General features: G+C 67.3%; 26 protein-coding genes and 1 pseudogene. 13 read left to right on the plus strand and 14 right to left on the minus strand.

What is annotated here, in order from left to right; genetic code table 11:
• Nucleotides 1-9: 9 nt before the first annotated feature.
• Both LOC57_RS13325 and LOC57_RS13330 read left to right on the plus strand, forming a co-directional pair.
• Nucleotides 10-4,908 carry an ATP-dependent helicase gene (locus LOC57_RS13325; protein ID WP_229960313.1) on the plus strand — a complete coding sequence of 1,633 codons (4,899 nt, stop codon included), beginning with the start codon at nt 10-12 and terminating at the stop codon, nt 4,906-4,908.
• 35 nt (nt 4,909-4,943) lie between these two features.
• A complete protein-coding gene (locus LOC57_RS13330) occupies nt 4,944-5,741 on the plus strand; it encodes an Fpg/Nei family DNA glycosylase (protein ID WP_229960315.1) in 798 nt (265 codons plus the stop codon).
• A gap of 5 nt (nt 5,742-5,746) precedes the next feature.
• Here the strand turns inward: LOC57_RS13330 and LOC57_RS13335 are convergent, their stop codons facing one another.
• Entirely contained in the window at nt 5,747-6,613 is an 867-nt protein-coding gene (locus LOC57_RS13335; RefSeq protein WP_229960317.1) for a LysR family transcriptional regulator ArgP, read from the minus strand.
• Nucleotides 6,614-6,682: 69 nt separating this feature from the next.
• Here LOC57_RS13335 and LOC57_RS13340 point away from each other — a divergent pair, with 69 nt between their 5' ends.
• From LOC57_RS13340 to LOC57_RS13355, 4 genes are all read left to right on the plus strand, one after another.
• Nucleotides 6,683-7,279 carry a LysE/ArgO family amino acid transporter gene (locus LOC57_RS13340; RefSeq protein WP_227913115.1) on the plus strand — a complete coding sequence of 199 codons (597 nt, stop codon included), beginning with the start codon at nt 6,683-6,685 and terminating at the stop codon, nt 7,277-7,279.
• A gap of 4 nt (nt 7,280-7,283) precedes the next feature.
• Nucleotides 7,284-7,676: a GNAT family N-acetyltransferase gene (locus LOC57_RS13345; RefSeq protein ID WP_229960319.1), complete on the plus strand. Its 393-nt coding sequence runs from the start codon at nt 7,284-7,286 to the stop codon at nt 7,674-7,676.
• Between the two features lie 157 nt (nt 7,677-7,833).
• Nucleotides 7,834-8,382 (plus strand): MarR family winged helix-turn-helix transcriptional regulator, encoded by a 549-nt coding sequence (locus LOC57_RS13350; protein WP_229960322.1) that lies wholly within the window; start codon nt 7,834-7,836, stop codon nt 8,380-8,382.
• 116 nt (nt 8,383-8,498) lie between these two features.
• Entirely contained in the window at nt 8,499-9,416 is a 918-nt protein-coding gene (locus tag LOC57_RS13355) for a serine/threonine-protein kinase (RefSeq protein ID WP_229960324.1), read from the plus strand.
• A gap of 41 nt (nt 9,417-9,457) precedes the next feature.
• Here the strand turns inward: LOC57_RS13355 and LOC57_RS13360 are convergent, their stop codons facing one another.
• A complete protein-coding gene (locus LOC57_RS13360; RefSeq protein WP_229960326.1) occupies nt 9,458-10,999 on the minus strand; it encodes a SulP family inorganic anion transporter in 1,542 nt (513 codons plus the stop codon).
• Between the two features lie 80 nt (nt 11,000-11,079).
• Here LOC57_RS13360 and LOC57_RS13365 point away from each other — a divergent pair, with 80 nt between their 5' ends.
• A complete protein-coding gene (locus LOC57_RS13365; protein WP_229960493.1) occupies nt 11,080-11,982 on the plus strand; it encodes an RluA family pseudouridine synthase in 903 nt (300 codons plus the stop codon).
• 44 nt (nt 11,983-12,026) lie between these two features.
• On the opposite strand, the gene LOC57_RS13370 is transcribed toward LOC57_RS13365, so the two are convergent.
• From LOC57_RS13370 to LOC57_RS13385, 4 genes are all read right to left on the minus strand, one after another.
• Entirely contained in the window at nt 12,027-12,332 is a 306-nt protein-coding gene (locus LOC57_RS13370) for a hypothetical protein (RefSeq protein WP_227913110.1), read from the minus strand.
• A gap of 75 nt (nt 12,333-12,407) precedes the next feature.
• On the minus strand, nt 12,408-12,860 hold the full coding sequence (locus tag LOC57_RS13375; protein ID WP_227913109.1) for a hypothetical protein: 453 nt from the start codon (nt 12,858-12,860) through the stop codon (nt 12,408-12,410).
• Between the two features lie 234 nt (nt 12,861-13,094).
• Nucleotides 13,095-14,306 carry an acyl-CoA dehydrogenase family protein gene (locus LOC57_RS13380; RefSeq protein WP_229960328.1) on the minus strand — a complete coding sequence of 404 codons (1,212 nt, stop codon included), beginning with the start codon at nt 14,304-14,306 and terminating at the stop codon, nt 13,095-13,097.
• 5 nt (nt 14,307-14,311) lie between these two features.
• Nucleotides 14,312-15,085 (minus strand): SDR family NAD(P)-dependent oxidoreductase, encoded by a 774-nt coding sequence (locus LOC57_RS13385; protein WP_229960330.1) that lies wholly within the window; start codon nt 15,083-15,085, stop codon nt 14,312-14,314.
• Nucleotides 15,086-15,220: 135 nt separating this feature from the next.
• Here LOC57_RS13385 and LOC57_RS13390 point away from each other — a divergent pair, with 135 nt between their 5' ends.
• Entirely contained in the window at nt 15,221-16,348 is a 1,128-nt protein-coding gene (locus LOC57_RS13390; protein ID WP_229960332.1) for a glycoside hydrolase family 76 protein, read from the plus strand.
• A 35-nt stretch (nt 16,349-16,383) separates the two neighbouring features.
• Here the strand turns inward: LOC57_RS13390 and LOC57_RS13395 are convergent, their stop codons facing one another.
• Nucleotides 16,384-17,256: a class II glutamine amidotransferase gene (locus tag LOC57_RS13395; protein ID WP_269440291.1), complete on the minus strand. Its 873-nt coding sequence runs from the start codon at nt 17,254-17,256 to the stop codon at nt 16,384-16,386.
• A gap of 67 nt (nt 17,257-17,323) precedes the next feature.
• Entirely contained in the window at nt 17,324-17,950 is a 627-nt protein-coding gene (locus LOC57_RS13400) for a YdeI/OmpD-associated family protein (RefSeq protein WP_227913104.1), read from the minus strand.
• Between the two features lie 127 nt (nt 17,951-18,077).
• Between LOC57_RS13400 and LOC57_RS13405 the strand changes: the two genes are divergently transcribed.
• Together LOC57_RS13405 and LOC57_RS13410 are read left to right on the plus strand one after the other, a co-directional pair.
• Nucleotides 18,078-18,617 (plus strand): NUDIX hydrolase family protein, encoded by a 540-nt coding sequence (locus LOC57_RS13405; RefSeq protein WP_227913103.1) that lies wholly within the window; start codon nt 18,078-18,080, stop codon nt 18,615-18,617.
• Nucleotides 18,618-18,701: 84 nt separating this feature from the next.
• Nucleotides 18,702-19,568 (plus strand): DUF6707 family protein, encoded by an 867-nt coding sequence (locus tag LOC57_RS13410; protein WP_227913102.1) that lies wholly within the window; start codon nt 18,702-18,704, stop codon nt 19,566-19,568.
• Here the strand turns inward: LOC57_RS13410 and LOC57_RS13415 are convergent.
• On the minus strand, nt 19,549-20,574 hold the full coding sequence (locus LOC57_RS13415; protein WP_229960336.1) for an FUSC family protein: 1,026 nt from the start codon (nt 20,572-20,574) through the stop codon (nt 19,549-19,551). The two genes, LOC57_RS13410 and LOC57_RS13415, sit on opposite strands and share 20 nt — an antisense overlap.
• A gap of 119 nt (nt 20,575-20,693) precedes the next feature.
• On the opposite strand from LOC57_RS13415, the gene tgt reads away from it, so the two are divergent.
• Complete coding sequence (gene tgt / locus LOC57_RS13420) at nt 20,694-22,079, plus strand: tRNA guanosine(34) transglycosylase Tgt (protein ID WP_442860730.1); 1,386 nt, start codon at nt 20,694-20,696, stop codon at nt 22,077-22,079.
• Here the strand turns inward: tgt and LOC57_RS13425 are convergent.
• The 3 genes from LOC57_RS13425 to LOC57_RS13435 form a co-directional block, all read right to left on the minus strand.
• Nucleotides 22,076-22,300, minus strand: coding sequence for a hypothetical protein (locus LOC57_RS13425; RefSeq protein WP_229960340.1), 225 nt, complete (start codon nt 22,298-22,300; stop codon nt 22,076-22,078). The two genes, tgt and LOC57_RS13425, sit on opposite strands and share 4 nt — an antisense overlap.
• Before the next feature lie 12 nt (nt 22,301-22,312).
• Nucleotides 22,313-22,519 carry a hypothetical protein gene (locus LOC57_RS13430; RefSeq protein ID WP_227927123.1) on the minus strand — a complete coding sequence of 69 codons (207 nt, stop codon included), beginning with the start codon at nt 22,517-22,519 and terminating at the stop codon, nt 22,313-22,315.
• A gap of 83 nt (nt 22,520-22,602) precedes the next feature.
• Nucleotides 22,603-23,340 carry a queuosine precursor transporter gene (locus tag LOC57_RS13435; RefSeq protein WP_229960342.1) on the minus strand — a complete coding sequence of 246 codons (738 nt, stop codon included), beginning with the start codon at nt 23,338-23,340 and terminating at the stop codon, nt 22,603-22,605.
• Between the two features lie 270 nt (nt 23,341-23,610).
• Between LOC57_RS13435 and LOC57_RS13440 the strand changes: the two genes are divergently transcribed.
• Together LOC57_RS13440 and thiD are read left to right on the plus strand one after the other, a co-directional pair.
• Complete coding sequence (locus LOC57_RS13440; RefSeq protein ID WP_229960344.1) at nt 23,611-24,264, plus strand: TetR/AcrR family transcriptional regulator; 654 nt, start codon at nt 23,611-23,613, stop codon at nt 24,262-24,264.
• A gap of 131 nt (nt 24,265-24,395) precedes the next feature.
• Entirely contained in the window at nt 24,396-25,241 is an 846-nt protein-coding gene (gene thiD / locus LOC57_RS13445) for a bifunctional hydroxymethylpyrimidine kinase/phosphomethylpyrimidine kinase (RefSeq protein ID WP_229960346.1), read from the plus strand.
• Nucleotides 25,242-25,366: 125 nt separating this feature from the next.
• Here thiD and LOC57_RS16525 read toward each other — a convergent pair whose 3' ends face one another.
• Complete coding sequence (locus LOC57_RS16525; RefSeq protein WP_331460674.1) at nt 25,367-25,615, minus strand: hypothetical protein; 249 nt, start codon at nt 25,613-25,615, stop codon at nt 25,367-25,369.
• Between the two features lie 15 nt (nt 25,616-25,630).
• A pseudogene (locus LOC57_RS16530) lies at nt 25,631-25,744 on the minus strand (carboxymuconolactone decarboxylase family protein); the annotation flags it as partial.
• Nucleotides 25,745-25,780: the final 36 nt, after the last annotated feature.

The following is a 25,780-nucleotide window of genomic DNA, read 5'->3' on the forward strand; positions in this document are numbered from 1 at the left end:
AATAGTGGCATGACATCGGCGTCCTCGGTGCAGGCCCTTTCCCGGCAGGCCCGGTCCGTGCTCGGCAAATTCACCCCCGCCACCCGGGAATGGTTTGAGGGTGCCTTCGCTGCGCCCACCCCCGCCCAGCTGGGCGCCTGGGATGCGGTCAGTGAAGGCGCCAATGCCCTGGTGGTAGCCCCCACCGGCTCCGGAAAGACGCTGGCCGCTTTCCTGTGGGCGCTCGACAGCTTCATTGCCGCTGCCGCGCAGACAGCGCCGGCGGATCCCACCCTGGACATTCCCCTGCCGGCGGCCGGAAAGGCGTCCGGCTCCCGGCGCGCCAAGGAACCGAAACGCAAGACAAAAGTCCTGTACATTTCCCCGTTGAAGGCCCTGGGCGTGGACGTGGAACGGAACCTGCGTTCCCCGCTGATCGGCATCACGCAGACCGCCAAGCGGCTGGGCCTGCCCGCGCCGTCCATCACTGTGGGCGTCCGCTCCGGCGACACCCCGCAGAATGAGCGCCGCGCGCTGCTGACCCGGCCGCCGGACATCCTCATCACCACCCCTGAATCCCTCTTCCTGATGCTCACCTCCCAGGCCCGGGAAACCCTGGCCGAGGTGGAAACCGTCATTGTGGACGAGGTCCACGCCGTGGCCGGCACCAAGCGCGGCGCACACCTGGCCGTGACCCTGGCCCGGCTGGACGCCATGCTTGAAAAGCCCGTGCAGCGGATCGGGCTCTCCGCCACCGTGGAACCGCACGAAACCGTGGCCCGCTTCCTGGGCGGCAACGCGCCGGTGCGGATTGTGGCGCCCGAATCCAAGAAGAACTGGAACCTCACCGTCACCGTCCCGGTGGAGGACATGACGGACCTCGGCGGGGCTCCGGCCGCCGAAGACACCGCGGAGGGCGGCTACGCCCCGCAGGCGAGCATCTGGCCGCATGTGGAGGAGAAGATTGTCGACCTCATTGAGGCCAACCGCTCCACCATCGTCTTCGCCAACTCCCGGCGCCTCGCCGAACGGCTGACCGCCCGGCTCAACGAGATCCATGCCTTCCGGCTCGAAGCGGCATCCGCGGCCACCGGGACCGACGACGCCGCGCCGGTGCCGGCCGTCGGACCCGGGACATCCCGCCCGCCGGCCCAGATCATGGCGCAGGCCGGAGTGTCCGTGCTGCGCCGCGCAGACCTGGCGGTGGACGACGACACTCCCCTGCTCGCCCGCGCCCACCACGGCTCCGTGTCCAAGGATCAGCGCGCCCTGATTGAAGATGACCTGAAATCCGGCCGGCTGCGCTGCGTGGTGGCCACCAGTTCGCTGGAACTGGGCATCGACATGGGTGCGGTGGACCTGGTGGTGCAGGTCGAGTCCCCGCCCTCGGTGGCCAGCGGGCTGCAGCGGGTGGGCCGTGCCGGGCACCAGGTCGGGGAAATTTCCCAGGGCGTGATGTTCCCCAAGCACCGCGGTGACCTGCTCAATTCCGCTGTCACCGCCGAACGGATGCTGGCCGGGCAGATCGAACCGCTGTCCATTCCGGCCAATCCGCTGGACATCCTCGCCCAGCAGACCGTGGCCGCCGCCGCCCTGGGCTCCATCGACGTGGAGGAATGGTTCGACGTCGTCCGCAATTCGGCACCGTTTGCCGGCCTGCCGCGCTCTGCGTTCGATGCCACCCTGGACCTGCTCTCCGGCCGCTACCCGTCGGACGAATTCGCCGAACTGCGCCCGCGGATCGTCTGGGACCGCACCGAGGGGACCATCACCGGGCGGCCCGGAGCCCAGCGCCTGGCCGTGACCTCCGGCGGCACCATCCCGGACCGCGGACTCTTCGGCGTCTACCTGGTGGGCGATTCAGAGGGCAAGAACAGCCGCCGGGTCGGTGAACTCGACGAGGAAATGGTCTACGAATCCCGGGTGGGGGACATCTTCGCCCTGGGCGCCACCAGCTGGCGGATCGAAGACATCACCCATGACCGGGTCCTGGTCTCCCCCGCCTTCGGCCAGCCGGGCAAACTGCCGTTCTGGCGCGGGGACTCCCTGGGCCGGCCGGTGGAACTGGGCCGGGCGCTGGGCGCGTTTGTGCGCGAGATGGCCGGCTCCGACGACGACGCCGCCCGCGAACGGCTGGCCGCCGTCGGACTGGACGAGTGGGCCGCCGGGAACCTCATCACCTATCTGCGCGAGCAGCAGCAGGCCACCGATGTGGTCCCCAATGACAAGTCCCTGGTGGTGGAACGCTTCCACGATGAACTCGGCGACTGGCGGGTCGTCCTCCACAGCCCCTACGGCATGCCGGTCCACGCGCCCTGGGCGCTGGCCGTGGGCGCGCGGCTGCACGCCCGCTACGGACTGGACGGCTCCGCGATGGCCTCCGACGACGGCATTGTGCTGCGGGTGCCGCTGATGGAAGACGAACCGCCCGGCGCCGAACTGTTCCTGTTCGACCCAGAGGAACTGGACTCCATCGTTACCGCCGAGGTGGGCGGCTCCGCCCTGTTCGCCTCCCGCTTCCGCGAATGCGCGGCCCGCGCCCTGCTGCTGCCGCGGCAGAACCCCTCCAAGCGCACCCCGCTGTGGCAGCAGCGGCAGCGCTCGGCGCAGCTGCTGGATGTCGCCAAAAAGTACCCTACGTTCCCCATCGTGCTCGAAACGGTGCGCGAATGCCTGCAGGATGTCTACGATCTGCCGGCTTTGAAGGACATTGCGTCCGGCATTGAGCGCCGCGAGATCCGTCTGGTGGAAACCACCACGCCCTCGCCGTCGCCGTTCGCCCGCTCGCTGCTGTTCGGCTACGTGGGGGCCTTCCTCTACGAGGGTGATTCCCCGCTGGCCGAACGGCGGGCCGCGGCCCTGTCGCTGGATCCCACGCTGCTCAATGAACTGCTGGGCCGGGCCGAACTGCGCGAGCTGCTGGATGCACGGATCATCAGCCGCATCGAGCAGGAGCTGCAGCGCCTGGCACCGGACCGGAAGGTCCGCGGGCTCGAAGGCGTGGCCGATCTGCTGCGCCTGCTCGGCCCGCTCTCCGTCCCCGAGGTCGCCGCAAGGCTGCAGCCGGCCGAACCCGCACCGGAGGGCACCGCACCGGAACCGGCATCCCAGGACTACGCGGAAGAGCTGCTGGACCAGCTGGTCCGCGCCAACCGCGCGCTGCGGATCGGTATGGCCGGCACCGCCCGCTACGCCGCCATCGAAGACGCCGCCCGGCTCCGCGACGCCCTGGGCGTCCCGCTGCCCATGGGTGTGCCGCTGGCCTTCATCGAGCCGGTGGCCGATCCGCTCGGTGACCTGGTGGGCCGCTACGCCCGCACGCACGGGCCCTTCACCGCGGCGGAGGCGGCGGCCCGGCTGGGACTGGGCGTCGCCGTCGTCACCGGCACCCTGCAGCGCCTGGCCGGTGAAGGCCGGGTGGCCGAGGGCGAGTTCCGCCCCGCGGAAACCCTGCTGCTGGACGCGAACGACGGCGTGGACTCCACTCCCCCGGTCACCGTCACAGTGCCCGGCGCGCCCGGCGGCACCGAATGGTGCGACGTGGAGGTGCTGCGGCGGCTGCGGCGCAGCTCGCTGGCGGCGCTGCGCTCCGAAGTGGAACCGGTGGACCCGGCCACCTACGGACGGTTCCTGCCGGCCTGGCAGAACGTGGGTTCCGGGCTGCGCGGGCTCGACGGCGTGGCCACCGTTATTGACCAGCTCTCCGGGGTGCCCATCCCGGCGTCGGCGTGGGAACCGCTGATCCTGGGCTCCCGGGTGCGGGACTATGCGCCGGCCATGCTGGATGAACTGACCGCCACCGGCGAAGTGATCTGGTCCGGCAGCGGCTCCCTGCCCGGCAACGACGGCTGGATTTCCCTGCACTTGGCCGAAAACGCTCCCCTGACTCTTGCTCCGTCCCCGGACTTCGAGCCGGGCGCCCTGCACCTGCGGCTGCTGGAGGTCCTGGGCAACGGCGGCGCGTATTTCTTCCGCCAGCTCAGCGACGGCCTGGCCGGAAACGGTCCCGCGGAAACCGATGCCAATGTGGTGTCCGCGCTGTGGGAACTGGTCTGGGCCGGACGGATCAGCAACGACACCTTCACCCCGGTGCGCTCCCTGCTCTCCGGAGGGAAAACAGCGCACAAGCAGCGGGCCGCCACCCCGCGCGCCCGCACCGCCCGGATGGGGCGGCTGGGCCGGGCGCCGGGCGCTTCATTGACCGGCAACTCCCTGCGGCTGGCCGGCGGCGGCACCGCGGCCGCCACGCTGCGCAACGCCCCGCCCATGGTGGCGGGTCGGTGGAGCATGCTGCCGGCGGTGGAAACCGACACTACCCTGCACGCCCATGCCACGGCGGAGCTGATGCTGGACCGCTACGGTGTGGTCACCCGCGGCTCCGTTGCCAGCGAGGGTACGGCCGGCGGCTTCGCCCTGCTCTACCGGGTGCTGGCCCGGCTGGAGGAGATGGGCCGGTGCCGGCGCGGCTACTTCATTGAACAGCTCGGGGCCGCGCAGTTCGCGGTCCCGGCCACGGTGGACCGGCTGCGCTCCTTCTCCGAAGACGCGCAGCTGAAGCAGCCGGAGCCCACCGCCGTCGCCCTGGCCGCCACCGACCCCGCCAACCCCTACGGCGCGGCCCTGCCCTGGCCGGCCCTGGACGGCGGGCACCGGCCCGGCCGGAAGGCCGGCGCGCTGGTGGTCCTGGTCGACGGGGACCTGGCGCTGTACGCCGAGCGCGGCGGCAAGACCCTGCTGACCTTCACGGAGGATCCGGCGGCGCTGGAACTGTCCGCCGCCGCCCTGGTTCGGATTATCCGGCGCGGCGCGGCGGAGAAAATGGCCATTGAGAAGGTTAACGGCGCCGACATCCTGGACACCGAGGCCGCCCGGGCGCTGACCGCCGCCGGTTTTTACACCACCCCCAAAGGCCTGCGGTACCGTGTCTGAGATGTGCGGCACCGTCCGCGGCGAACGGAGGGGACGTGCCTGAGGGCGATACCATCTGGCGGGCAGCCCGGGACCTCAACGCCGTTTTGGCCGGCCAGGAGCTGACCCGTTGCGATATTCGCGTGCCGAAATTCGCCACCACGGACTTCACCGGCGACACGGTGCAGGACGTGGTGTCCCGCGGCAAGCACCTGCTGATCCGCGGCGGCGATCCGGTGGATGGCTGGATCCTGCATTCGCACCTGAAAATGGAAGGGCTCTGGCACGTCTACGCCCGAGGCGAGAAGTGGCGGCGTCCGGCCTTCAAGGCGCGCGCCGTCCTGGAAACCGCCACGCACCAGGTGGTCGGGTTCGACCTCGGTTTCCTGCGGGTGCTGGCCCGCAAGGATGAGGAGGACGCCGTCGGCTACCTCGGTCCCGATCTGCTGGGTCCGGACTGGGACGCTCAGGAGGCGCTGCGCCGGCTGCGGGCCGAGCCGGAGCGGCCCATCGGCCTGGCGCTGCTGGACCAGCACATCATGGCCGGGATCGGCAACATTTACCGGTGCGAACTGTGTTTCCTGGCCGGCGTCCACCCGCTGACCCCGGTCTCCGACGTGCCGGACCTGCCGCGGCTGGTGGACCTGTCCAAGCGGCTTCTAGAGGTCAATAAAGCCCGCCCCCGCCGGATCACCACCGGCGCCATGGGGCGGGACCAGCTTTGGGTGTATAACCGGGAACGGCGGGGGTGCCTGCGCTGCGGCACCAAGGTGGCCCACGAACTGCTCGGCGACAACGAACTGGAGCTGCGGGACCTGTATTACTGTCCGCACTGCCAGCCGCTGCGGGGTTAGGTCTTCTACCGCAGCCGGGCGGCGGCCTGCCGAATGGCGGCACTGATGCGGCGCAGGCGTTCCGAATCGAGCTTCCAGGCCTGCCAGTACAGCTGCACATCCTCGTAGGCGCTCCCGTCCAGCAGCACCAGCGTTCCGTCGTCGAGGTCCGAGCCCAACTGCAGTTCCGGCAGCATGCCCCAGCCCAGCCCCGCGCGGACCGCGGCCAGGAACGCCTCCGAAGACGGGATGGTGTGCCGCGGCGGAAGGCCGGTGACGCCGCGGGCCGCCAGGAACCGCCCCTGCAGGTCATCCTTGGAGTTAAAGCGAACCACGGGCATGGTGTCCCAGCTGACCCCGTCCGCCCCGGTGTATTGCTGCCGCAGGGCCGGCGTGGCCACCGGGAGATACCGCATGGCGCCCAGCAGCTCGGCCCTGCATCCGTTGACCGGCACGGGATCGGCAGTGACGGCACCAATGACGTCGCCGCTGCGCAGGAGCCGGGCACTGTGGTCCTGGTCCTCTACCTGCAGTTCCAGCGTGCCGTCCGTCCACGCGGCAGCTTCGGAGAGGACCGGCCGGAACCAGGTGGCAAGTGAATCAGCGTTAACGGCCACCGGCGTCGACGTTCCGGCTCCTGTGCCTGTGGATAGTGCCGTCCGGGCCTCGGATTCCAGCAGCTGTATCTGCCGCGCCATCCGGAGCAGGACCGCCCCCGCCTCGGTCGGAGTACATGGAATGCCGCGCCGGACCATGATTTGCCCCTCCGCATTCTCCAGGGCCTTGATCCGCTGGCTGACCGCTGACGGACTGACATGGAGGCGCTCGGCAGCCGCTTCGAAGGTTCCTTCGTCCACGACGGCGGTCAGGGCCCGTAGTTGCTCGAGGTTCATGAAGCAAAGCTAATGCATCCGAAGAATAATTCGTTGGCCTGAATTCAGCGTGCTGGTTACGGTGAACATATGTGGAGCATCGCGGCAACCGGCATGGTCACCGGCCTTGGACTCATCGTGGCTATCGGCGCGCAGAACGCCTTTGTGCTGCGGCAGGGCATCCGGCGGGAACACATCGGCACGGTGGTGCTGCTGTGCGCGCTCAGTGATGCCATCCTGATCCTGGGCGGCACAGCCGGTATCGGTGCACTGGTCTCCCGGTTCCCGCAGGCACTGGATTTGTTGCGCTGGGCCGGCGCCGCCTATCTGGCCTGGTTCGGCATCCGGTCCATCCGCTCGGCACTGAAGCCGTCCTCGCTCGGCGCACAGGAACCCCGTTCCCGCGGATCGGTGGTCAGCACCGCGCTGGCCCTGACCTACCTGAATCCGCACGTTTATCTGGACACGGTGGTGTTTCTGGGCAGCCTTGGCAACCAATACGGCACCAGCGGCCGCTGGATCTTCGCGGCCGGGGCAGTGGCCGGCAGCGTCCTGTGGTTTTCGGCCCTGGGCTACGGCGCCCGGTCGCTGGCGAAGTTCCTCAGCAGCCCCCGCACCTGGCAGATCCTTGACGTGTTGATCGGCATTGTGATGCTGGCGCTGGCCGTGCTCCTGCTCCTGCGCTGACATTATGTCGACGCCACCGGTGGACGCTTATCTGCGGCTGCGCACCGAGTCCGGTTTAACACCTAAGCGGCCGGACCAGGCAGCAGCGGCCCTTGCCGGCAGCTGGGCCGCGGCTCACATCGTGGAAGCCGAAACGGGACAGCCGGTGGCCATGGGACGGGTGGTCGGTGACGGCGGCTGGTATTTCTTTATCGCAGACATGGCCGTCCTGCCCGGGCACCAGCGGCAGGGCCTGGGCGACCGCGTACTCACGGCATTGCTGGAAACCATCCGCGCCGAGGCACCCGCCGGGGCATGGGTCACGCTCATGGCCGATCCTCCGGGGCGCCGCCTCTACGCCCGGCACGGATTCCGCGAAGTCGCCCCGGATTCACTGGGCATGGCCCTGACCCTGTAGCTGCGGCGAACCTGCTGCCGGCTCTCGTTTCTGCTGCCCATTCACGTTTCTGCTGCCGGTTCAAACCGGCAGCAAAAACGCAAAGCGGCGGGACAACCGAAATGTGTCGCAGCGATCCCTAGGCGGGCTACCTTCCAGCAGGGCTAGGATTATTCGAATGGACACCCCGCAGCAGGACCCCGAACGCAACGGGTACTGGTATTCGCCGGACCCGGAACACCCCCGGGCCCGCGACGTTTTGGATGCAGTGCGCAGCTACCGGGCAGCGGAAACCCGGGTCCGCCGGCACACCCAGGACGCCATGGGGATGAACGAGAATGACCTGCTGGCCATGCGCCACCTCATGCAGGCCCGGCAGTCCGGCGGGAGTCTTGGCCCGAAGGACCTGAGCCGGCTGCTGGGCATTTCCACCGCCTCCACCACGGCACTGATCGACCGGCTCGAGAAGGGCGGCTATGTGCGCCGGCGCGCCCGCCCCAATGACCGCCGGGCCTGGGAAATTGTCCCCACCGAGGTCTCCGACACAGAAGTCCGGCAGACCGTAGGCGACATGCACGGGCGGATGCTGCAGGCAGCTGCAGAACTATCCCCGGAGGAGGCCGATACCGTGATCCGGTTTATGGCCCGGCTCCGGCAGGCTCTGGGCGGGACACCCGGCGAACCCGCTCCGGACGGTTCCGCCGAGGCCGCCGGTACCGCCCAGTAGCTATCCAGGTAGTCCGCACCGCCACGTGCCGCTGGACAGCTGGACACCACTCGCACGCCCATTTATGGTTAGCTCAGCTACTAGCTAGACAGGCTAACTAAAGTATCGGGGGAAGCATGGCGAGAAGCGCGCCCGGACACCTGTCCCAGGCACCGTCCCTGCCGCGGACGGATACCTCCGGATTCAGCCCCCACGTACTCATTGAGGGCCGCTTCTGCCTGGATGAGCCGATCGGCCGCGGTACGGCCGCCTATGTATGGCGGGCCACCGATCTGGCAACCCTGGACAAAGTTGCCGTGAAGATCTTTTCCGCTCCGCTGGGCCACTCGCCGTCGGGCCGTGAAGCCGCACGCGAGGCCGAAGCCCTCACAGCGGTGCGCAGTCCGCGGGTGGTCCAGGTGATTGCCACCGGAACCGTCGGGCATCCCGTGACCGGAGTGCAGACGCCGTTCCTGGTCCTTGAACTGGTGCCGGGACCCAATCTCCGCCAGCACCTCGCCGGGAGCGGTGCGCTGCCGCCCGCGGCCGCTGCACAGCTTGGCACCGACCTTACGGAGGGCCTGGCCGCTATCCACGCCGCGGATTATCTCCACCGCGACATCAAACCCTCGAACATCCTGCTGGCCCCCGGAACCGGCGCGAAAGTCGCCGACCTCGGCACCGCCGTCAGCACGCTCCTGCCTGCCCGCAGCGCTTCGTCCTACGGCAGCTTGCCGTACATGAGCCCGGAGCAGGTCACCGGTTCCCGGCTAACCCCCGCCACGGACATCTACTCGCTGGGCCTGGTACTGCTGGAAGCGCTGGCCGGGCGGCGGGCATTTGACCTGCCGCAGGTTGAATCCATGGTGGCCCGGACCGTCCGGGCACCGGAGATTCCGTCAACGCTGCCCGCCGGGTGGCGGTCACTCCTCACCGCTATGACCGCACTGTCCCCGCAGGAACGCCCGACGGCGGAGCAGTGCCGGCGCGCCCTGTCGGCTCTGTTTGAGGACGCCCCGGCAGGATTCCGGGACATGGACCTCAACGCCGCCTGAACCGCGGTCGCCGGCTGCGAACCGGTCATGCGGCTGCCAGCTCAGCCCAGGCGGCCTGCCATGCGGTCGCGCATTTTGCCCGAGGCCGCGTTCAGCCCCACTACTTCCACTTCAGTGCCGCGCCGCCGGTACTTTTCCGCCACCGCATCCAGTGCCGCCACCGTGGAGGCATCCCATACATGGGAGCTGCTGAGGTCAATGACCACGCGCGCCGGATCCTGGACGTACTCGAACTGCGAGTACAGGTCATTCGAAGAAGCGAAGAACAACTCGCCGTTGACCGTATAGGTGGCGGCCGCGTTGCCGGCGTCGTCCTCCGCCACGCTGCGCTCCACCGTCACGAAGTGCGCCACCCGCCGGGCGAAGAGCACCATCGCCACCAGCACACCGACGCCGACGCCAGCGGCCAGGTTGTGGGTCCAGACGGTCACCACCACCGTGGACAGCATGACGGCTGTTTCGCTCTTGGGCATCATCTTGAGGGTGGACGGACGGACGCTGTGCCAGTCGAAGCTGGTCACGGCGACGAAGATCATGACGGCCACCAGGGCGGCCATCGGAATGAGCGCCACAACGTCCCCGAGGACCACCACGAGCAGCAGCAGGAAAACGCCGGCGAGGAAGGTGGAAATCCGGGTCCGGGCGCCGGAGCCCTTCACATTGATCATGGTCTGGCCGATCATCGCGCAGCCGCCCATGCCGCCAAAGAAGCCCGTCACGATGTTGGCTGCCCCCTGACCCCACGCTTCCCGTGTCTTGTTGGACCGGGTATCCGTGACGTCATCCACCAGTTTCGCCGTCATCAACGACTCCAGGAGTCCCACGAAGGCCACGGCCAGCGCGTACGGGAAGATGATCTTCAGGGTGTCCAGGCTGAGGGGAACATCCGGCAGCAGCAGTGACGGGAGGCTGTCCGGCAGGTCGCCTTTGTCACCCACGGTGGGGACAGTGATGGAAGCTGCCACCGTGATCGCCGTGATGACGACAATCGCTACCAGCGACGCGGGCACCGCCGTCGTCAGCCGCGGCAGCCCGAAGACGATGAGCACTCCAAGGGCCGTGAGCGGATACACCAGCCACGGCACCCCCAGCAGCTCGGGCACCTGGGCGATGAAGATGAGGATGGACAGCGCGTTGACGAAACCCACCATGACCTGGCGCGGAATGAAACGCATCAACTTAGCCACACCGAGCAGCGCGAGCAAGACTTGGAAAACCCCTGCCAGCAGCACTGCGGCAACCATGTACTGCACACCGTGGGACGCCACGAGCGGGGCGATAACCAGGGCGACGGCGCCGGTCGCAGCGGAAATCATGGCCGGGCGGCCGCCCAGGAAGGAAATGGTGACAGCCATGGTGAAGGCAGAAAACAACCCTATCCTCGGGTCCACGCCGGCGATGACGGAGAAGGCCAGCGCCTCGGGAATGAGCGCGAGGGCCACCACCAATCCGGCAAGCACCTCGGTCTTGAGCAGCTTGGGCGTTCGCAGCGTCCGCCGCACCGATTGGCGTTCCTCCGGTGTGAGTGCCGGTACGGAAGAGGTTTGCGGGTTCTGTGCTGCACGAACTGGTTTAGCGGCCACCGGGCTCCGTTCCAAGGGGGTCTGCGGGCGGAATCGCCCAACCCAATTTACGTCCGGGCACCGGATATCCTGAAATGGTGATGCAATCCCCGCTACCCGTGCGCAACGGAGTTAATGCCACCCGCCTGCGCCTGCCCGACGAGGGTCCCTGGGAAACCGCCATGGACTATGTCCTGGAGCGCTTCGGCCATGTGGATCCGGACGGGATTGTGGACCGCTTTGAGCGGGGCGAGGTGGTGGGCCTGGGCGGGATTCCGCTGACCCGGGCCACGCCCCTAAACGCACACACGTTCATTTGGTACTACCGGGAACTGCCACCCGAGGAGCGGATTCCGGTGGAGATCGGCATCCTGCACCAGGACGAGGACCTGCTGGTAGTGGACAAGCCGCATTTCCTGCCGACGACGCCGGGCGGTATGTACGTGGCCGAGTCGGCACTGGTGCGGCTGCGGGTCCAGCTCGGCATTCCGGACCTTATTCCCATGCACCGCCTGGACCGGATGACAGCCGGCGTGCTGCTTTTCTCCACCAACCCCGCCAGCCGGGGCAAATACCAGGTGCTGTTCGAGAAGCGGCGCATCGAGAAGGAGTACGAAGCCGTGGCCCCGGTGCGGGAGGACCTTGAGCTGCCGCGGATTGTGCGCAGCAGGATGATCAAGTCGCGGACGTATCTTCTGGCGCAGGAAATCGAGGGCGAGCCGAACGCCGAGACCCGGATTGAGCTGATGGAACGTGCCGGCGGGCTGGGCCGCTACCGGCTGTTGCCGCACACCGGCAAGACCCACCAGCTGCGGGTGCACATGGCGTCGCAGGGGATCGGGATCCTGAACGATTCGTTTTATCCGGAGCTGCTTCCGCAGGCGGCGGACGACTATTCGAAGCCGCTGCAGCTGCTGGCGCGATCCGTGCGGTTTACCGATCCGCTGACCCGGGAGCCGGTGGAATACCGCAGCCGCCTCACCCTGGACGCGTTCCCGGGCTGAGGACGCTGCCGGGCTGTCGCTGGCATTTCCCGCCGAAGAGCCGGTTACAACACCGTCCAGCGCCCGCGCATCCGCCGCAGCACCCGCAGGTCCTGCCCGTTGGCGACTTCCTCCACGGCGGCACGCATGTTGATGGCTGCCCGGCGCGCCCGTGAATTCTCCACGGAGAACTCGTCATCCGGCACCGTAAACCGCAGCGTGATCCGCGGAACCCCGGACACAATGTCGAGCTGATTCGCTTCCACGTGGTGTGCTGTGCCCAGCGCCGCAACCGCGGTTTCCATGACGGCCTCGGGCTGGTTGCCCGGCTTTAGTCCCAGGATGTTCAGCTGGACGCGGAAGGAAGGCATAGCTCCAGCCTAGTGCCGCGGGGCCCGGTGCCGGTCCGTGGACCAAGGCTGCCGGACCCCGCAGGTTGATGCTGGCTAGACCTGCTCTTCGGGATTGAAGTCAGCAAGGGGATCGCCGCCGCGGTGGGAGGGATCATCGCTTGCGTCTTCCTCATCACCTACAGTCGGGTCACCGAAGTCGACGTCGTTGGCTGCCTCACCGATGGTGGGCTCCTCCGGCGGAACCTGGTCGGCACCGGTGAGGAAGCGTTCCTCGGCGGTCTCGTCCCGCAGGGTCTGATCGGAGAGCTCGCCCGGTTCGTTCAGGGGCTCCTCTCCGCGGATCAGGGGATCTTCCTGCCAGTTGTCCGGGTTGTCCTCTGCGGCGCCGGGGTACGTCAGGTCTTCGGCGTCCACCAGTTCGTCCTGCTCCAGCAGTTCGTCTTCGGAGACCACCGAAAGCTCGTCGGGGGTGGCAACCGCGGCTACGTCGTCGGCCAGGACCGGATCGTCGCCCAGCTCGGGGTCAGGAATGCTCTGCTCGCTCATAAACCATGCCTTTCGGTCCGGTAAACCGGGCCGCCGTTGCTGCGACCCATTTAGTAAGCCTACTGATCCTTTACTCGCTCTGCCACCCGGCCTCTTCCGGGCCGCCGGACAATCTGCTGCCAGTTTGGGAAATCCCTCCGGTTTGCAGTGGCAGGGACTTCCCAAACCGGTCGATTTTTCCCGGACCGGAGGGGAATCCCCCATACCCGAGCCGGCCAGCACAACCGCAGAGGCCTAACGCAGCGCGGAAACCCCGGTTACGTCCCGCCCGACAATCAGGGTGTTGATCTCGTACGTTCCCTCGTAGGTGTAGATGGCTTCGGCGTCGGCGAAGATCTTGGCCATCCGGTAGTCGGTGACAATCCCGTTCCCACCCAGGATGCTCCGGCCCAGCGCCACGCTTTCACGCATCCGGGCACTGGCGTAGGACTTGGCCAGCGCTGCCCGGGCCATGCCTCCGCTTACTTTGCCGCCCGCGTATCCCCCGTGCTCAAGCTCCGTAACCCGGGCCAGCATCCCCGTGCTGGCCACGGCGTTCCCCAGGATCTGCACCAGCTGCTGCTGGATGAGCTGGAAGGAAGCCAGCGGGCGGCCGAACTGGAGGCGTTCGACGGCGTAGGCCCGGGCGACGTCGAACGCCGCCAGCTGTGCGCCCACGGCCTGCCAGCCGACCATGATCCGGGACCCGCGCAGCAGCTGCTTGGTGTCGTCGAAGCTTTCCACTCCGGCCAGCAGATCCGCCGCGGGCACCCGCACGTTGTCGAGGAAGATGTCGGCGTTCTGCACGGTGCGCAGCGCGGTCTTGTTTTCAATCCGGGTCCGGGTCACCCCGGGCAGGTTGGCGTTGAGCAGGAAACCGCGGGTGCGGCCCGTTTCCGGTTCCAGTGCCCACAGCACCATGTAGTCGCAGAACGTACCGTTGCCGATCCAGCGTTTGGCACCGTTGAGGACCCAGGTGTCGCCGTCGCGCACTGCGGTGGTGGCCATGCCGCCAGCCACGTCCGAGCCGTGCTCCGGCTCGGTGAGGGCAAACGCGCCGGTTATGCGCAGGGCGCGGGCGTCCTCCAGCAGCCGGGCCTTCTGCTCCTCGGACCCAAAGGCGTGCAGGGCCTCCACAAACAGGTCATGGTGGACCATAAAGAAGGTGGCCAGGGACGTGTCCGCACGGGTCATTTCCGCAATGACGAGACCCGCAAACAGCGGTGAGTGGCCCTGCTGCACGGGGGTGGACAGGTCCAGTTCAGCCAGCTTGGGCAGCAGCTCGGCGGGGAACCGGGCCTCATTCCACCAAGTGCCCGCGTGCGGAAGCACTTCCGCGGCAAGGAAGCGCCGCAGCTGCGCCAGCTTGTCCTTTTCGGGATCGGAGAGCAAGTCTTCAAAGGCGTAAAAGTCGGCGTCCGGCAGATCCGGCAGGGCCTCGGCCGGGAACGGGTTCGTTTCCGTCATCAGGCTCAGCGAGGTCCCATCCGGATGGCGCCGTCCAGGCGGATGGTTTCCCCGTTCAGCATCTGGTTTTCAATGATGTGCGCGGCCAGCGAGGCGTATTCGGTGGCGCGGCCCAGCCGGGAGGGGTGCGGTACCTGCGCGGCCAGCGAGTCCTGGGCAGCCTGCGGCAGGCTGGCCATCATGGGTGTCTCGAAGATGCCCGGGGCAATGGTGACCACCCGGATCAGGTGGCGGGCCAGCTCGCGGGCCAGCGGCAGGGTCATGGCGGCCACCCCGCCCTTGGACGCGGCGTAGGCCGGCTGGCCGATCTGCCCGTCGAAGGCCGCCACGGACGCGGTGTTGATGATGATGCCGCGCTCCTCGGTGCCGTTGGCCGTCACGGGTTCGGTTTCCGCCATGGCGGCCGCGGCCAGCCGGGTCACGTTGAAGGTGCCGATCAGATTCACGCTGATCACGCGGGCGAAGTCGTCCAGCGCCAGCACGCCGTCGCGGCCCAGCACCTTGCCGGGGGTCGCGATGCCGGCGCAGTTCACGGCCACCCGCAGCGGTCCGGCGGCCATGGCGGCTTCGACGGCGGCCTGCATCTGCTCGGGGTCGGTCACGTCGCCGGGCACGAAGCGGGCGTTGCCGCCCAGTTCCCCGGCATAGGCCAGTCCGTTGGACTGCGGCAGGTCAACCAGCACCACGGAGGCACCGGCGTCGTACAGTTTCCGCGCCGTTGCGCGCCCGAGTCCGGACGCTCCTCCAGTGACTATTGCTGATGCGCCTGCGATGTCCATGCGTTCCTCCTGCTTGCCAATTCCCCGTGCGGATCCGTCTGCCGCAGCAACTGTAGTGCAGCTCACACGGCAGGATCCGAGCCTACTGTGCGTCGGCTGGTGCCGCATCCTCCGCGGCTGGTCTAGGGTTGGCGCATGCTCTTCGAGGACCCTGCCCTGGATGCCGACGACCGCGCCGAGGCAGCCGCACGCACGGTTAGTGCGGCTTTCGGCCGGCAGCTGGCCGGATTGCCCGGCACCCACCTGGCCGCCACCCGGCACCCGTTGTCCCGGCTGGCGGAGCTGCGCCAGCCCTGGCATTACTGGTGGCAGGCACACTATCTGGACTCCCTGGTGGATGCGGCTCTGCGGGAACGCCGTACCGGCACCCCTTTCCGCGGGCCGGAGCATCCCGCCGCTGCCGAGCTGGCCCCCGCGCTGGTGCGGACCATCGGGCTGCGCAACCGGATGCGGTACACCAACCGGTTCTACGACGACATGGCCTGGCTGGCACTGTCCGTGGGACGCCTGAACTCCCTGTCCGGGTCCCGCGACCGGCAGCGTCCCTACCGCAAGGTCCTGCAGGCCCTGGACGCGGCCCTGGTATCGGCCCACACGAATGACCTGGGCGGCGGCATCTATTGGAACCGTGACCGGAACTTCAAGAACACCCCGGCAACCGCCCCGGCTGCCCTGCATTTTGTTCGGACCGGGTCCCGGGACCGGGCCCAGGCGCTGGTGGACTGGCTCAACACCACCTTGCTGGATCCGGAAACCGGCCTGTACATGGACGGCGTGAAGGTGGTCCGCGGCCGCCCGCAGCTCGAATCCCGGATCTTCACCTACAACCAGGGGCCGGTGCTGGCTGCCCTGCTGGAACTGGGCGGCAGCGCCAACCTCGCCCGGGCACAGGAGCTGGTGGCTGCCGTTCGGCAGCATTTGACCGACGACGGCGGCCCCTCGCCGGTGCTGCGAACCCACGGTACCGGGGACGGCGGGTTGTTCACGGGAATCCTGGCCCGGTACCTTGCCCAGGCCGCAGTGTCACCCGCCCTGCCCGAACCATCCCGCCGCACAGCGTCGGAACTGGTGGACGCCACCGCGCAGGCTCTGTGGGAGGGCCGGGCCAAACGCGCGGACTGGGAGCTGTTCTCCACCCATCCCCTGAAACCGGCCGCCAACACCTATCCGGGCGGCTCCACGGTGGAGCTCTCCACCCAGCTGCAGGCGTGGATGGTGCTGGAAGCGTCGGCCAGGGTGCGGCGGGCCGACCTGGACGGGTAACCCGGCCCGGGCACCGTACCGGTGGTACGCCGGGGTCAGCTGACTTTCAGTGGATGCTGCGACGCCGCGGCCTTGCCGTCCAGGTCCGCCAGGGTGATCAGGTGTTCCGGGTGCTGCGGAAGCGGGAACAGGCGGTCCATGGTGAGGCTGCTGTCCACGTGCAGCACTTCGCCGGAATCCAGCAGCCGCCAGTTGGGGTCCTCGTCCATTTTTTCGGTGGCCACCATCACGGCCGGGCGGTTTTCCTGCCGCATCTGGTCACTGTGGACGCTGATGCGGTCAGTGCGTTTGTCCCCGTGCTGGTTTCCGGAGGCCACCTGCAGCACATACAGCGGATGGGTGTCCGGGTAGCGGACCGCCCACAGATCGGTGGCGGTGGTGAGGACGAGGTTGACGGCGTACAGCCGGAGGTTTTCCGCCACCCAGGCCACGGCCGTGCCGATGGCTTCGGTGACGTTGCCGCCGTTGGCCCTTGCTTCGGCGGTGATGAGCGCGAAGACACGTTCACTGTCCGTGTCCCCCTTCACCAGGCCATACACATCCAGTTGCCGCAGCCGGTCATCGAGCTTGTCCAGGTCCTCCACCACCCCGTTGTGGGCCAGCAGCCGTCCGTCCTGCTCAAAGGGATGGGTGTTGACGGCGGTGTCAGCGCCGGTGCTGGCGTAACGCACGTGGGCAATGAACGTGGTGCTCTCCAGGTCCCGTGCGGCCTGGGCGTACTGAACGTCCTCGTAGGCCGCAATGGGTGCCTTGTCCGTGTGCGGCTTCCCGTCGGGGCCGAAGGTGCCGATGCCGAAACCGTCCGCTTCCTTCCGGCTTTGCCGGGCCAGGCTGTCCGGTGCCGTGAGGAGCCAGAAGGTGGCCGCGACCGGGGTTTTTCCTGCGTGCATACCGAAGAGCCGGCACATCTGGACCTCCTAGTGGAACCGGTTGGACGGCCGGCTGCTGCTTCTGTCCCGGCCCGGTGGGATGCCCCTATGCGTCCGACGGCGTGTCCGCCGGGGACGGGGGCGGGGGTGTGCGTTTCTGCGGATAGGGACTGCGGTGTTCCCGGAGCATCTGGACAAAGGCCTCAATGCGGCGTTCCCTGCCCTGCTGCGTTTTGAGGTTCTTGAGCCGGAAATACATGGCATAGCGGTTCTGCGCGGTCAGTACGTCGAACATCCGCTGGGCTTCGGGATCGGCGGCAATGGCTGCCTGCAGGTCCGCCGGGAGCTCCGCCGCCGCAGGTCCGGCGTAGGCGGCGTCCCAGCGTCCGTCGACTTTTGCGCTGAGGACCGCGTCGCGGCCGGCCGGGTGCATCCTGCCCTCTGCCTCCAGCCGGTTGATGTGCCCCACGTTCCGCAGCGACCAGACGCTGCGCGCTCCCCGCGGCTGGAACCGCTGAACATAGCTCTGCTCGTCGCGTTTGTCCGCCTGGGCGTCAATCCAGCCGAAGCAGAGGGCCTCGTCCAAAGCCAGTTTGTAGGTCAGCCCCGTTACGGTGCCGCCCTTGCGGCCCAGCACCAGCCGTACGCCGGAAGATCGGGCATAGTTGTGCTCCAGCCACTCCCGCCAAGCCCCGGCATCCGGCAGGAGGAGCTCCGGGAGCTCCCGTGTCATGGATCAAGCGTAGGGCGGCCGCGGCGCGGCCCGAAAGGCCCCGGGGCTGTATTGGAGCCGTTCAGCCGATGGCCGAAGCGCAGCGTGCCGAATGACTGGCAGGGCCTGTTTGGGGTAGAACACTGCTATGAACGTTCGCACTCCTGACCCTTATCCAGGCTGGCTTTCCGAGGAAGACCTCTACGAAGCCCGGCAGCGCCTGCCCATGGTTTACGTTGAAGCCGTCCCGGTCCGGTGCGACCCGCTGGGCTACGTCACGGAGGTGGGGCTGCTGCTGCAGGCCACACCCGAGGGCCGGATGGTGCGTTCCTTCGTCTCCGGGCGGGTGATGTACCGCGAAACCATCCGCGGCGCGCTGCTGCGCCACCTGGAAAAGGACCTTGGCCCCATGGCGCTGCCGCAGCTGCCGCCCACTCTGGTGCCGTTCGCCGTCGCCGAGTACTTCCCCTCCCCCTCCCAGAGCGGGCTCACTGACGAGCGCCAGCACGCCGTCGCGCTGGCCTACCTGATTCCCGTGACCGGTGAATGCGATCCGCGCCAGGATGCCCTGGAGCTGTCCTGGCTGACGCCGGAGGAGGCCCTCAGCCCGGCCATCTACGCCGAGTTCTCCGGCGGGCGGGGCGACCTGCTCCGCCAGGCGCTGGCCTCGGCCGGCTGGGGCCGCTGACCGGGACGCTGACGAACCGGCGTTACCGGAGCTTTATATAATGGGAGGTCTGGGGAGCCGAGGTCCAACCACGAAGGAATCGCCATGTCTGAGAGTGCGCCGGAAACGTATACGTTCCGGGTCAATGCGGAACTGCTAGCCCCCGGCCAGAAACTGGTTCCGGGTGACGGGCCCGCGGCACCGCTGGCTCCGGTCGCCGGCACCAGTGTGGAGGAAGACGACTTCGGCACTCCCGCGCTGGTGATCGTGAAGCTTGAGGACGGCAGCTCGCTGCGGCTGGCGCACGGATCATCCGTCCGGGTACAGGCCCCGGCGCCGGAGGGCGCGCCGTCGGACGCCGTGCGCCAGGTGCCCTCCGAAGAGGACAACGCGGCCGAAATCATCGCCGAAGCCGCCGCAGCGCATCCCGGCCATGCCGCCGTGCAGGAGATCGCCGGCCGGCTGGAACGCGGCCTGAACGTGAAGTCCGGCAGCAATCTCCAGGATGTCCGCGACCTGGCCTATCTGCTGTTCGTGGACCTGGGCGATTCCGGGAACGCCCTAAAGGTCTGCAACGTCATCACCGGGCTGCCCTTTGACGGGAACTTTGGGCGGTGGAACTGGATCCAGGGCGCGCTGAGCCTGGCCGCACACATCACCCACGAGGCCGGCGACGACGAGAGTGCTGCCGCGTACAGCCAAGCAGTGCGCGCGGCGGACGCAACCGAGACAGACCCCTTGAGGGCGAAAGTCGCAGCCGAACTGCTGCAGCGCCAGCTGAACGAACCCAACTTGTATGACCGGGAAATCCACCGTGCCGCTGAGGCCGGCAACGAGGACAGCGAAAAGGAATGGCGGGTCCTGCGCCTGAACGCCCTGCTGTATTTGCGGGCCCACGGCGGTTCGCAGACCCTCACGGACGCGGAAATCGACCGCCGGATCCAGACCGAACTTATCGCTGTCCGGGGCTAAGGCGCTTCCGGCGCAGGTGCACAACAACCACCACGGCCATGCCGACGGCGGCACCAATCAGGGTCTCAATCCCCCGGTCCCTCAGCAGTTCCACGGGATTGCTGGGATGCGCCAGTTCCGTGCTGACCAGCGCCAGGGGCGTGACCACCGCCTGGGCCAGCGCGTACTGGCGGGCAATCAGCATTTCCGCGCCGAACTGGCAGGCAGCGATGACCAGCACCATCTGCCACGGTTCCAGGTTGGGAAACAGGATCAGGGCCGTTAGGACCAGGCCCGCGAACGTGCCCAGGATCCGCTGCAGACCGCGGTAGACCCCGTGGCGGGCGGTTTGGCCCACCAGCGGAACCGTGGCGGCCACCATCGCCCAGTAATTGTGGCCGATGCCCAGCATCGTGGCAATGGATCCGGCCAGAAGCGCGGCCACCGCGTACTGCAGCCCGTCTATATAGATGAGGCGGCGCTGCGCCGGGGAGAACCGGGGACGGACCGGACGGCTCCAGTCCGTGCGGTAGTGCCGGGCAAGCATTCCGGTCTGGCCAACCAGGATGGAGAACGCCACCGTCAGGACGGCAACGAGCATGCCCTGCCAGACCGGCGGCTGGTTCGGCACCGAGGAGATAGCCGCAAACGCAAAGATGTGGAACAGCGACCCGGCCGGGCGCAGCCGCCAGAATCCGGTGACGACGGTGCCCAGCCCAGCCACAAGGGTGGTGCCTATAACGGTTCCCCACTCATCCAGGTCCAGCCGTGCGCACAGGGCTGCGGCCAGGATGACGGCCAGCATCAGCGCTCCGGCACGGACCTGGTGGCCAAGGCGCTGGCGGTGCGGTTCGTTGCGCCCGTAAATACCGGTGAAGGCACCGAAGGAGGCAAAGATCGCCAGGTCGATGCGTCCCAGGAACAACACCAGCAGAAGCGGCAGGCCAATACCGATGGCACAGCGGATGGCCACGTGGTGGTCATTGTTGGCCGGCGCAATCCGGAACATTTCTTTCAGGTGCGTCAAGGGGGCAGACACAGCCTTTCTTGCCGTGGACATCGCAGAAGGAGTGGGCCGGTGACCCGGATGTGCCTTCCGAACCCGCACCTTCCAACGTATCCCCGGAGAAGTTCGGGCTGAAATAAATGTGGGGAACGTCCCACACCGTCCCCTCCGCCGCCCGTAGCCCCCGCGGCGCCCCCAGCGGCCCGGCGTCGTCCCCGGAAACCGAGCCGCCCTGGGTAGGGCAAAATGGAAGGGTGTCTTCTTCAGCCTTCTCCTTCACCCTCGGTAAGCGCCTGCGCGAAACCGCCCCCGCAGCGGCCGAAGCCCGCGTAGAGGCGAACGGAGGAGGCTTCCAAGGCCGGACGGGCACCATCTCCACTCCGCACGGCGAGATCAAGACCCCGGCGTTCATCGCGGTGGGGACCAAGGCCACGGTCAAGGCCGTGCTGCCCGAGTCGGTTGCGGAGCTGGGCGCGCAGGCTGTGCTGGCCAACGCGTACCACCTGTACCTGCAGCCCGGCCCGGACATCCTGGATGAGGCCGGCGGGCTGGGAAAGTTCATGAACTGGTCCGGCCCCACCTTCACCGATTCCGGCGGTTTCCAGGTCATGAGCCTGGGCGCCGGGTTCAAGAAGGTCATCAACATGAATGCCGACGGCACCACCCATGCCACGGGAGCGGACGACGACGTCGCGCCCGGCAAGGAACGCCTAGCCCACATTGACGACGACGGCGTCTGGTTCAAGTCGCACCTGAACGGGGACAAGCACCGGTTCAGCCCGGAAATTTCGATGCAGGTCCAGCACAAGATCGGCGCGGACATCATGTTCGCCTTCGACGAGCTGACCACCCTGATGAATTCGCGCGGCTACCAGGAAATGTCGCTGGAACGCACCCGCCTGTGGGCGCTGCGCTGCCTGGCCGAACACGAGCGGCTCACCGAGGAGCGGGCTGGAAAACCGTACCAGGCGCTGTTCGGGGTGCTGCAGGGCGCCCAGTACGAGGACCTGCGCCGCAAGGCTGCCCGGGACCTGGGTGCCATGGACTTTGACGGCTTCGGTCTGGGTGGCGCCTTCGAAAAGGAGAACCTGGGCACCATTGTCCGCTGGTGCACCGAGGAACTGCCGGAGAATAAGCCGCGGCACCTGCTGGGCATTTCCGAACCCGATGACATTTTCACGGCCATCGAGAACGGTGCCGACACCTTTGACTGCGTCTCCCCCACCCGGGTGGCCCGCAACTCCGCGTTCTACACGCCGTACGGGCGCAAGAACCTCTCAAACTCCAAGTTCAAGAAGGACTTCGGTCCGCTGGTGGACGGCTGCGACTGCTACACCTGCACCAACTACACCCGGGCGTACATCCAGCACCTGTTCAAGTCCAACGAGATGGTCAGCCACACGCTGATCTCCATCCACAACGAACGGTTCACGGTAAAGCTGGTGGATGACGCCCGGCTGGCCATCGAGGACGGGTCCTTCTTCGACTTCAAGGCCGAGGTGCTGGGGAAGTACTACAGCGCCTAGTTCCAGGTGCGCGGCAGCGGTTCGTTCTCCTGCTCATCCGGCTGTCCGGTGACGTTCTGCTGCTCGGCGGTGGGATCTTCCGGGCCGCCGGTAGGGGCACCGGACCCGGACTGCTGGCCCGCCTGCTGGTTTCCGGACCCGTCAGGCTCCGGCGGATCGACAATCTGCAGCTGTTCTTCGGCCTTGGTTTCGTTCTGTTCGAAATCTTTGTCCTCGGGCATGCTGTCCTCCAATTAGGAATTGTCCGGCTTGGCTACGGTCTGCTCATCCTCTTCCAGGGCGGGCTGGGAATCACGTTCCTCGTCGGCGGGGCTCTTGTCCTCCTGCGCATCCTCGAGCAGCACCTTGGTGACTTCGTCGTTGAACTCGTCGCGGGTTCCCGCAAGGTTCTCGTCTACTGCCCGGGCTCCGGGGTTGGGGACCTGTTCGGAACTGCTCATGTTTTTTCTCCTGCCGTAGTGGGGAAGTGAAACGCGTGCGTCTGTCCACCCTTGCACAAACCGGTGCAGATTTCGCCCCGCGGTTATCCGGCAGGCGCCGGTTCCAGGTCCGGTCCGGCATACGTCGGTTCGCGCCTCTTAATCACCCGGATGACCATGGCGGTCACCGGCACAAACAGGAACTCGACCAGTGTCTTGTACAGGAACCCGAACACCACATAGTTGAGGAACCCGCCGGCGTCGGTAATCCCGATCACCGGTGCGGCGATGGCGCAGAAGATGAGTGTGTCGGCGAATTCACCCACCCCGGTGGAGGCCATCAGCCGGCCCACCAGGGCTTTTTCGCGGAACCGTTCCTTCATCCGCACCAGCACCATGGAATTCAGCAGCTGCCCGGCCAGGAACCCGAGCAGGCTGGCGGCCACAATCTGCCAGACCGGGCCGAGGGCCACCTCCAGCGCGGCCTGCTTCTGGAGCCCGTACGCGTCAGTGAACCCGGGCAGCGCAATGATGATGGCAAAACTGACGACGGCGAGCAGCGCCATGGCGAACCCGGTGAAGATCGCTCGTCGGGCGGCCTTGAAGCCGTACACCTCGCTGACCACGTCGCCCAGGATGTAGGCCAGCGGGAAAAGGAAGAACCCGCCGTCGGTCACAATCTCCCAGCCGCCCGGGAGGGCAAACTGCACGCCTTTGGTGGCGCCGATGTTGGAGATAACGATGACCACGCACATGAGCGTCAGGATCAAGTCGTACTGGGAGCTCCCGCGGGAGGCGTAGGTTGCAGCGGTTTTCGCAGCTGCCCGTGGCTGTGCAGTCATGGCATTTTCCGTTTCGGTAGTGGTTCGCCTGGCTTCCGCCGGCTGTATTAGCACTGTGCCCGCTGCCCCGGGCGGCCCTTCAGGACCGCATCCATTCTGCCATGCCCCGGAGGCCGTCGCGGGCCCGCCCCGCTTCCCGCTGATTCCCCGGCATCCCGGCCCGCTGAATGCCTCTTTCCCCCTGCGGCTTTCACCCTGCGGCGCGCCTTTTTGAACGCGTTCAATTCTGTGGTCTACTAAACGCTGAAATTACTGCAAAAGGGAGCATCATTGGCCGTCACCGTCAAGAGCGAACAGACGCGCCGGCTCCTCATCGAAACGGCACTTCGACTGTTCACCGTCCAGGGCTACGAGCAGACCACCATGCGTGCCATTGCGCAGGATGCCGGGGTCTCGGTGGGCAACGCGTACTACTATTTCCGCTCCAAGGATGACCTCATCCACGAGCTCTATTCATCGCTGCAGGACGAGCACCGGTCCCTGGCGCTGCCGCTGATCCGCGAGGGGCAAAACCTCGGTGAGAATTTGAAGGTGATCCTTTCCTCTGGTTTGGCCACCATGGCCCCCTACCATGCCTTCGGCAGCCACTTCCTGCGCGATGCCATGGCCTCGAACCGCCGCACCGACGCCGCCGTCGGCCGCGGGAAGTCCATCGCCTTGTTCCGCCAGGCCGTCACGAGCGCCCGGCCGCAGCCGCCGCTGGCCATCCGCGACGACCTGCCGGAACTGCTGTGGCTGATGTACATGGGCATCACCCTGTTTTGGGTCTACGACCGTTCCCCTGACCAGCGCAGGTCCCACAGCCTGGCAGCGGGCCTTGCCCCGCTGGTGGCGAAGCTGGTGATCCTCTCCCGCCTGCCCGTGGTCCGGAACATCGTCGAAGACGTGGTGCACCTGCTGCGCGGCGTCCGCCGGGACGGCTAACCCCGGGACCGCTAACCCCGGGACGGACAACCAGCACGACGGCGGGTGGCGGCGGGCAGCTCCAAGGCGCCCGGTTACGGCGCGATTTATCAGGGTGGCCGGTTCCGCCGGTTTAGGTGGAAGATAGAGCCATGTCTGCAAACACACACTCTGCCGCGGCCGCAGCTCCGGCCGTCACGCTCACCATCGCCGGTTCCGAAGCCACCGGCGGCGCCGGCGCACAAGCTGATCTGAAGACCTTCCAGGAACTGGGCGTCTACGGCATCACCGCCCTGACCTGCATTGTGTCCTTCGATCCCAAGGACTCCTGGAACCACCGCTTCGTGCCCGTGGACCCGCAGGTGATCGCCGACCAGCTCGAAGCCATCACCACCGCCTATGACCTGGACACGGTGAAGATCGGGATGCTCGGCACCCCGGCCACTATCGACGTCGTCGCCAAGGCCCTGCAGGCCCAGCACTGGAAGAACCTGGTCTTGGATCCGGTGCTTATCTGCAAGGGCCAGGAACCCGGCGCTGCGCTGGACACCGACCAGGCGCTGAAGGCACAGATCCTCCCCCTGGCCACGTTCGTCACCCCCAACCACTTTGAATCCATGTCCCTTTCCGGCATGGACTCCATCGAAACGGTCGAGGACCTGAAGGAAGCAGCCCGCCGCATCCACGAGGCCAGCGGCGCGGTGGTCCTGGCCAAGGGCGGTGTCCGACTGGAAGGCGAGGACGCGGTGGACGTTTTCTACGACGGCGAGACCATGGAGGTGCTCCGCGCTCCCAAGGTGGGCGACGTCGCCGTCAGCGGTGCCGGCTGCACGCTGGCCGCCGCCATCACTGCCGAACTGGGCAAGGGTGCCACCCCGCTGGAAGCGGCCAAGACCGCCAAGGCATTCGTCACCGAAGGCATCCGCAACCGCGTCTCCTCGAACGCGCCGTTTGACGCGCTGTGGCAGGGCAACGCGGGCCAGGGCCCGGCCCTCTAGCGCCACCCCGGCCCTCCGAACGGCAAAAGTTACCGTTGGGAGCGTCGAAAGGGCACGATTTACCGTTTTCTGCTGCGAAAACGGTAAATCGTGCCCTTTCGTTTTGCCCGGGAGACGGATCGAGATTACTCACGGCTGGATTTCTCCGGTTCCCGTGCGGCGTTTTCAGTCCGTGGGCGCACCGGATAGCCGCTGAGGATGGAAACCCGGTTGAAGGCATTGATGGCCACGGCGGCCCACTGCAGGCAGGAGTACTGATCATCGGTCAGGGCTTTCCGCGCCGTCTGCAGTTCCTGGTGCAGTGCCTCGGTTCCTGACCGCAGGGTGGACGCTTCGGCAATGGCGAGGGCAGCGCACTCCACCTCACTGAACACCGCAGCGTCCCGCCAGGCCGGAAGCACCGCCAGCTGCTGCCCGCTGACGCCGGCCTCACGGGCCAGCCGGACGTGCAGGTCCAGGCAGTAGGCACATCCGTTGAGCTGGGAGGTGCGGACATTCAGCAGCTCATTACGGACCGGGGCAGCCCCGCCTGCTCGGCC

The organism is Arthrobacter sp. zg-Y750 (assembly GCF_020907365.1).
Taxonomy (GTDB): domain Bacteria; phylum Actinomycetota; class Actinomycetes; order Actinomycetales; family Micrococcaceae; genus Arthrobacter_B.

Excerpts from the sequence above, each read along its gene's own strand:
- LOC57_RS13325 (WP_229960313.1), top strand. The coding sequence starts at position 10 with ATGACATCGGCGTCCTCGGTGCAGGCCCTTTCCCGGCAGGCCCGGTCC.
- LOC57_RS13335 (WP_229960317.1), bottom strand. The coding sequence starts at position 6,613 with ATGAACCTCGAGCAACTACGGGCCCTGACCGCCGTCGTGGACGAAGGA.
- LOC57_RS13340 (WP_227913115.1), top strand. The coding sequence starts at position 6,683 with ATGTGGAGCATCGCGGCAACCGGCATGGTCACCGGCCTTGGACTCATC.
- LOC57_RS13345 (WP_229960319.1), top strand. The coding sequence starts at position 7,284 with ATGTCGACGCCACCGGTGGACGCTTATCTGCGGCTGCGCACCGAGTCC.
- LOC57_RS13350 (WP_229960322.1), top strand. The coding sequence starts at position 7,834 with ATGGACACCCCGCAGCAGGACCCCGAACGCAACGGGTACTGGTATTCG.
- LOC57_RS13355 (WP_229960324.1), top strand. The coding sequence starts at position 8,499 with ATGGCGAGAAGCGCGCCCGGACACCTGTCCCAGGCACCGTCCCTGCCG.
- LOC57_RS13365 (WP_229960493.1), top strand. The coding sequence starts at position 11,080 with ATGCAATCCCCGCTACCCGTGCGCAACGGAGTTAATGCCACCCGCCTG.
- LOC57_RS13370 (WP_227913110.1), bottom strand. The coding sequence starts at position 12,332 with ATGCCTTCCTTCCGCGTCCAGCTGAACATCCTGGGACTAAAGCCGGGC.
- LOC57_RS13375 (WP_227913109.1), bottom strand. The coding sequence starts at position 12,860 with ATGAGCGAGCAGAGCATTCCTGACCCCGAGCTGGGCGACGATCCGGTC.
- LOC57_RS13380 (WP_229960328.1), bottom strand. The coding sequence starts at position 14,306 with ATGACGGAAACGAACCCGTTCCCGGCCGAGGCCCTGCCGGATCTGCCG.
- LOC57_RS13385 (WP_229960330.1), bottom strand. The coding sequence starts at position 15,085 with ATGGACATCGCAGGCGCATCAGCAATAGTCACTGGAGGAGCGTCCGGA.
- LOC57_RS13390 (WP_229960332.1), top strand. The coding sequence starts at position 15,221 with ATGCTCTTCGAGGACCCTGCCCTGGATGCCGACGACCGCGCCGAGGCA.
- LOC57_RS13395 (WP_269440291.1), bottom strand. The coding sequence starts at position 17,256 with ATGTGCCGGCTCTTCGGTATGCACGCAGGAAAAACCCCGGTCGCGGCC.
- LOC57_RS13400 (WP_227913104.1), bottom strand. The coding sequence starts at position 17,950 with ATGACACGGGAGCTCCCGGAGCTCCTCCTGCCGGATGCCGGGGCTTGG.
- LOC57_RS13405 (WP_227913103.1), top strand. The coding sequence starts at position 18,078 with ATGAACGTTCGCACTCCTGACCCTTATCCAGGCTGGCTTTCCGAGGAA.
- LOC57_RS13410 (WP_227913102.1), top strand. The coding sequence starts at position 18,702 with ATGTCTGAGAGTGCGCCGGAAACGTATACGTTCCGGGTCAATGCGGAA.
- tgt (WP_442860730.1), top strand. The coding sequence starts at position 20,694 with ATGTGGGGAACGTCCCACACCGTCCCCTCCGCCGCCCGTAGCCCCCGC.
- LOC57_RS13425 (WP_229960340.1), bottom strand. The coding sequence starts at position 22,300 with ATGCCCGAGGACAAAGATTTCGAACAGAACGAAACCAAGGCCGAAGAA.
- LOC57_RS13430 (WP_227927123.1), bottom strand. The coding sequence starts at position 22,519 with ATGAGCAGTTCCGAACAGGTCCCCAACCCCGGAGCCCGGGCAGTAGAC.
- LOC57_RS13435 (WP_229960342.1), bottom strand. The coding sequence starts at position 23,340 with ATGACTGCACAGCCACGGGCAGCTGCGAAAACCGCTGCAACCTACGCC.
- thiD (WP_229960346.1), top strand. The coding sequence starts at position 24,396 with ATGTCTGCAAACACACACTCTGCCGCGGCCGCAGCTCCGGCCGTCACG.